This is a genomic window from Anaerolineae bacterium (assembly GCA_011176535.1).
Taxonomy (GTDB): Bacteria; Chloroflexota; Anaerolineae; order Anaerolineales; family DRMV01; genus DUEP01.
On the sequence record DUEP01000071.1, the window covers coordinates 1 to 5,591 of the forward strand.

The 5,591-nt window shown below is 67.7% G+C and carries 5 protein-coding genes; 4 read left to right on the plus strand and 1 reads right to left on the minus strand.

Features of this window, described 5'->3' with window-relative positions; translation table 11 throughout:
• Positions 1-25: 25 nt before the first annotated feature.
• From G4O04_07110 to G4O04_07125, 4 genes are all read left to right on the plus strand, one after another.
• Positions 26-1,963 carry a hypothetical protein gene (locus G4O04_07110; GenBank protein HEY58284.1) on the plus strand — a complete coding sequence of 646 codons (1,938 nt, stop codon included), beginning with the start codon at positions 26-28 and terminating at the stop codon, positions 1,961-1,963.
• Positions 1,960-2,382: a hypothetical protein gene (locus tag G4O04_07115; protein HEY58285.1), complete on the plus strand. Its 423-nt coding sequence runs from the start codon at positions 1,960-1,962 to the stop codon at positions 2,380-2,382. Before G4O04_07110 ends, G4O04_07115 begins: the two co-directional genes overlap by 4 nt.
• A 109-nt stretch (positions 2,383-2,491) precedes the next feature.
• On the plus strand, positions 2,492-3,274 hold the full coding sequence (locus G4O04_07120) for a hypothetical protein (protein HEY58286.1): 783 nt from the start codon (positions 2,492-2,494) through the stop codon (positions 3,272-3,274).
• A gap of 104 nt (positions 3,275-3,378) precedes the next feature.
• The gene (locus G4O04_07125; protein HEY58287.1) at positions 3,379-4,917 is read left to right on the plus strand and encodes a hypothetical protein; all 1,539 of its coding nucleotides are present in this window, start codon (positions 3,379-3,381) and stop codon (positions 4,915-4,917) included.
• A gap of 462 nt (positions 4,918-5,379) precedes the next feature.
• Here the strand turns inward: G4O04_07125 and G4O04_07130 are convergent, their stop codons facing one another.
• Positions 5,380-5,571: a hypothetical protein gene (locus tag G4O04_07130; protein HEY58288.1), complete on the minus strand. Its 192-nt coding sequence runs from the start codon at positions 5,569-5,571 to the stop codon at positions 5,380-5,382.
• Positions 5,572-5,591: the final 20 nt, after the last annotated feature.

Consider the following 5,591-nt stretch of genomic DNA (forward strand, 5'->3'; position numbering starts at 1 on the left):
GACCTTCTTCTCGAGCAGTGTACGGATGATTGCCGCCGAAACCGGGCCGCGCAGCGGAACAATTGTTCCGCAAGTCCAGGCCCCGCCGGCCCTCGACCTGAGCCTGGTGCAGCAACGTCTGCGCGAGGCCCTACAGCAAAGCCATCGCGTGATCTTCCTGCCCGGCTACTTTCTGCGCTGGGTGCCCCTGCTGGGCACGCGGGCCGCCTGGCTCTATGTGGCCCTGCGGCAGGCCTACTTCCTCTCCTACCGCCAGCCCCACGGCCCGCAAACCCGCCTCACCGGCCAGGCCGTAGAGGTCACCCGCGAGGTCCTGGCCCGCTGGGCCCACCTGACCCCCCGCACCATCAACAACCTGCTTAACAAAAACCTGCTGGCACCCCTGGTGCGGGTGGAGCGCGACCGCCACCTGCAGGCCAACCGCCAGGCGCCCAACCGCTACACCTTCACCGCCGACCTGCCCCTGACCCCCCACGATCGGGCCCGGGTGCTGGCCTCCCTCCACCGCCACGGTTGGCCCGACAACCCCATCACCGCTCTGGCCCGCACCTTAGAGGCCGCGCCCCACGGCCTGATCCCCACCCCGCGCGCCTTCATCCTGGAGCCCAACGAACCGCCCGCGCCCGCCTACCACGCCAGCCTGCGGGATGTGCTGGCCGCCGACCTGCCCGCCAACCTGCCGCCCGAAATCCAGCGCCAGGTGCTCAGCATGGCCGAACTGCTGGAGAGCACCCTGGTCGAGACTTGGGGCAAACTCTTCGTCTCCTGGTACTTCATTCAACACCACCTGCCGCGGTTGGGGCACACCTTCGCCTGGCTCTACCTCACCGCCCGCCACTTGGCCGAGCGCAACGGGCGGGCCGTGGGCCGGGGCTTCCGCCTGCTGGAAACCACCACCGCCGCCGCCGCGGCCTGGGTGGGCATCGAGAAGGTGCGCTATGTGCGAGAACTCATCCCCCCCGCGCCGCTGGACGCCCCCCTCAACCCCCTGGAAGCGCCGCCCGAGGACTTTCTCCGCCGTCTCCCCGGCCGGGGCAGCACCCTCACCTTAGCCGTCCAGACGGTCGAACCCCTGACCCCGGCGGACGAAAAAGCCTACCGCCTGGCCCTGGACACGCTGGGTTCCTGCATCCAACGGCGCGATTTTCACCCTCTGGAAGCCCTCCGCGAGAAGATGCAAGGCGGCAAGCCAGAGCAGGCGTTGGTTTTGCTCCAGGAAAGGCTCTCGACGCCGGCCGCCACCCCGCCGGCGCGCGACATACTCCTGCGCACCGCTGAGGTGCTGGCCATGATTTCCACAGAAACGCCCCTCTTTTCCTCCGGTAACGGCGCGGGTTCTCCCCAGGAGCGCCGAGAACCTCCCGCGGAAGGGCCAAAAACTTCCCCCGGAAGCACCCCAAACTTCCCCCGGAACGACCAGAAAATGCCCCCGGAAGCGCCCCAAACTTCCCCCGACAGCGCCCCAAATTTCCCTCACTTTAACTCAGTAAACCCTTCCTCACCTAAAAGCGACTTAACCTCAACCTATCGAGAACCAACTGACTGGCGCGCTGCGATTACGAAAGGGCCCCGGACAAGCCCAGCAGGGAGTCAGTCAGGCTGGTCCTGGTCCCTTTTGCTGCAAAACCCCCACCTCAACCCCAAAGCAGCCCAGGACCTGCAACAACACCCGCCAGAACATTTCGTCGCCTGGCTGCTCTACGCCTGCACGCAGCGGGCGCGCGGGGTGGAACACCCCCTGGGCCTGGCCATCCACGCCACCCGGCAGGGACGCTCCCCCAGCGGGGCCTTTGAGCGTCTGGCTCGCCTGGGCCCGGCGGCGCTGCAGGACCTGCTCTGGCGGCATCTGAACTACGGCTTCGCCGCCGCGCGGAGCGTGCATCCCGACTGGGAGGCCATGGCCAACTGCTCCCAGGAGATGCTGTTGACTTTGATGGCGTATCTTGCTCTGGAGGCAACATGAGCGACATCCTCAAGGTGTTCACCCTGGAACTCTTCGAAAATTATGTCGAATCTTTTTTGCTGCGTGACGGCGAACTGTACCTGCCCGTGAGGCAGGTGGCCGAAGCCTTAGGGCTGACCTTTTCCCCCCAGTTACGGCGCATGAAACGGGATCCGGTCATCGGCCCCACCCTGCGGAAGGTGAACCCGCCCCCGCCGGAGGGGGAATCCTCCTGGGGTGGGCGGCGCTCGGCCGTAGTTGTTTTCCCCCTGCGCTACTTGCCGGGGTGGCTGATGGGCGTGGAAGTCTCCCGGCTGGAGCCGGAACTCCGCGAGCGCGTCCTGGCGTACAAGCGGGAGATCGCCCAACTGGGGTGGATCGCCTTCCAGGAGCGGTTCCTCCCCCCCGAGGTCCGGGAGTGGATGACCACACCGGGGTAAGAGGGCGCCGGATCCGGTGGGGTGGGTGGGGGCCCCTTTGGCGTGACCTATCCCCCGGGTCTGGTGGCGAAAGGTGCAACATGATGGTCACATCAAGTGAGGGAGTGCAATGGGGCGTTTTATCATCAAATGGCGCAAGGTGACCTTCTACGGGGTGGATGTGCTGCTGGTGGTGGACAACGACCTACGGCCCTACCTGCCGGTGAGCCGTCTGGCGCAGGCCCTGGGATTGAGCCGGCAGGCGCTGCAGAGCCGGATTGGTCGCGACCCGGTGCTGCGCGAGGCGGTGACCTCCCTGGGCCCGCTGCCCGGCGAGCGGGTGGAAGGGCTCCGCGGGGCGGTGCAGTGCCTGGACTTGCGGCGGGTGCCCTACCTGTTGGGCGGGATCGACCACGAGCGGGTGAAGCCGGCGCTGCGGGAGCAGGTCATCCGCTTCAAGCGCGAGTTCTACGAGTTCGCCTGGGCGGCCTATCGCAACCTGATCCTGCCCGAAGAGTTCCGCGCCGAGTTCGCCGACCGGCATCTCGCCCCTGAGGAGGCTGAGGTGTACGCCGCCCTGGGTGCCTCGGTGCGCCGTTTCTTCGAGACGATGGAGAAGCGGCTGAGCGCCCTGGAGGCCCGTCTGCAGCCGGAGTTGGACGCGGCCCAGGCGCAGCATGTCCAGGAGATGGTCCGGGCCCTGGCCAGGGCCCTGGACCCCCAGCGGGCCAAGCAGCGGGAGACCTACGCGCTGATCTACGGCGCGTTGAAGAAGCAGTTTCGGGTGCCGTCGTATCGCAACATCCCGGCGAGGCGCTACGAGGAGGTGGTGCGCTATCTGGCCGAGTGGTATCAGCGAGTGGTGCCCGGCGACTTGCCCCCCTTGTTCCGCCCGCGAAAGGGGCTGTGGTAGGGATTTTACAGGCTTTTTACAACGGGCTGACGCCTTCCTTGCAGGCCAGGGGTAGGATGAAAGCGCCGAAAGGCAAACCCCTTGGACAAAACTGGAGGTGCACCATGGGACGCAAAGGATTGTGGACCATCCTGGCCGTGCTGGCGTTGGCCATGATGAGTGTGAGGACGGCCCTGGCCGCCCCGGCGATAAACGAGCAGCGACCGAATCGCGCGGGAATGCGCGTTTATGGGCAGGTGACGGCCATCGGCGATGGGCAGTTCACGCTGCTGCTCAGCGATGGCCGGGAGGTGACGGTGCGGGTCGATGAGCAGACCCGCTTCCGTCAGGCGGGTGGCGGCGAAGCCACCTTTGGCGACCTGACGGTCGGGCGTTGGGTGGCGGGCGTCGGACGCCCCACGGACCAGGAGGGCGTGTTCCTGGCCCGCGTGGTGGTGCTGCTCCCCGAGGACTTTGACCCCTCCCAGCGCCTGGGCGCCCGCGCAGCCGGTCGGGTGGTGCGCGTGGACGCGGAAGGCGGGACCTTTGTGCTGGACACCCGCCAGGGCGAGGTGACGGTGGCCGTGAACGAAGCGACTCGCTTCCGTGGCATCGCCTCGCTGGGCGATCTGCAGCCGGGGATGTTCGCCGCCGCCGCGGGGGAGAAGCAGGACGACGGCACGCTGCTGGCGCGGGTCGTGGGGGCGCGGGAAGGCAAGCGCCAGGTGCAGCGCTTCGCCGGTGAGGTGACGGCGGTGGACACCGGCGCCGGCGCCTTTGCCCTGCGCACCCGCAGCGGCGAGACGGTGAACTTCAGCGTCACCGAGAAGACCCGCTATCAGGGCAAAATCCAGGGCCTGGGCGACCTGCAGCCCGGGATGGCCGCCGTGGTCGGCGCGACCCGGGGCGACAATGGCCGCTGGACAGCCCTGTTCGTGGCCGCTGGCCCCCGGCCCGAGGTGCAGCGCTTCGTGGGCCAGGTGATGGCGGTGAACCCCGCTGCGGGCCAGTTGACCCTCAAGACGCGTGAGGGGCAAGAGGTCATCTTCGCCACCACCGAACGTACCCGCTATCGCGGCGTGCAGGGGCTGGACGAGGTGCAGCCGGGCATGGCGGCGCTGGTCACCGCGGCCGAGGTGGACGGACGCTGGGTGGCCCTGGCCGTGGCGGCAGGGCGCAAGCCGGCCGACGCCCGGCGGTTCGTTGGGGTGGTCACCGCGGTGGGCGAGCACGAGTTCACCCTGAATACGCAGGGCGACGGTCAGGTGACCCTGCAGGTGAACGACCAGACCCGCTTCAGGGGTATCTCTGGGCTGGGCGACCTCAATCCGGGCATGAAGGCCATCGCTCTGGCCCGTCCCGGCAAGGACGGAGGATGGGTGGCCCTGGCGGTGGGCGTCCGACTGGAAGGGCGGGGCGGCGGTCATCAAGGCGGACCGGGCCGCGTGCGCCTGCTCGGTCAGGTAGAGGCGGTGAGCGGCAACGCGTTGACCCTGACCGCCCACGGCGGGCAGAGCGTCACCGTGACGGTCACCGGGCAGACCCGCTTCCGCGGCATCGGCGGCCTAAGCGACCTGCAGCCGGGGCAGAAGGTGCTGGTGGTGGCCGCGAAAGGGGACGGGCAGTTGCAGGCGTTGCTCGTGGCGGCGCGACCAGGGCCGTAGCGGCACGACTCGGGTGATGGTGAACCTGCCGGCCCTCGGAGTCCTTCTCCGAGGGCCAGTTTCGTATAGCCGAAGGTGATGGTAATTGGAAGGTAGAGAGAGGATGTCTGCGTGCAGGAGTACCAAGCCATGTCAGGGTTGGCTTGCTTGTGGGTGTGCACCCCTATCACAAACCTCGAGAACACTGAGTTGCTTCTATGAAGATGGCCTGTATGTCGCGCATTTCCCTCGAGGCGTGGCATTGTTTGGGTCTCCGGGGGCTTTGGGGATGATACCGCCGCGCGTCATTCCTTCACCCATACCCCACCCAACCCCAGGTATCCATCCCTCGACCAAGGCCTCCCCTCGACGGGCTGCGCCCCATCGCCGTCCCGGACCGCCGGCACCATCCCTGCCCCTTCCGGCACATCCACCTCCCCCAGGAGGCTACCGCCGGATGTTAGAAGAACTCCAACAACCGTTTCAGCGTACACCTCCATGCTTGCCTCCCAGTTCCGGGTGGAGCCGCAGCCAGCGACGCATCAGCGGGACCAGCAGGTCCCAGCGCCCGGACGGATCCTGGGCCACCAAATCCCGGGTCCTGAGATACTTCAGCGCCTCCTGCAGGGCGTCGGAGGAAAGGCCCGTCGCGCGGGCCAGCTCCTGCTTGGTCATCGGCCCGGCGGCCAACGCCC

Coding starts and splice junctions, on each gene's coding strand:
- G4O04_07115 (HEY58285.1), top strand. CDS start 1,960: ATGAGCGACATCCTCAAGGTGTTCACCCTGGAACTCTTCGAAAATTAT.
- G4O04_07125 (HEY58287.1), top strand. CDS start 3,379: ATGGGACGCAAAGGATTGTGGACCATCCTGGCCGTGCTGGCGTTGGCC.
- G4O04_07120 (HEY58286.1), top strand. CDS start 2,492: ATGGGGCGTTTTATCATCAAATGGCGCAAGGTGACCTTCTACGGGGTG.
- G4O04_07110 (HEY58284.1), top strand. CDS start 26: ATGATTGCCGCCGAAACCGGGCCGCGCAGCGGAACAATTGTTCCGCAA.
- G4O04_07130 (HEY58288.1), bottom strand. CDS start 5,571: ATGACCAAGCAGGAGCTGGCCCGCGCGACGGGCCTTTCCTCCGACGCC.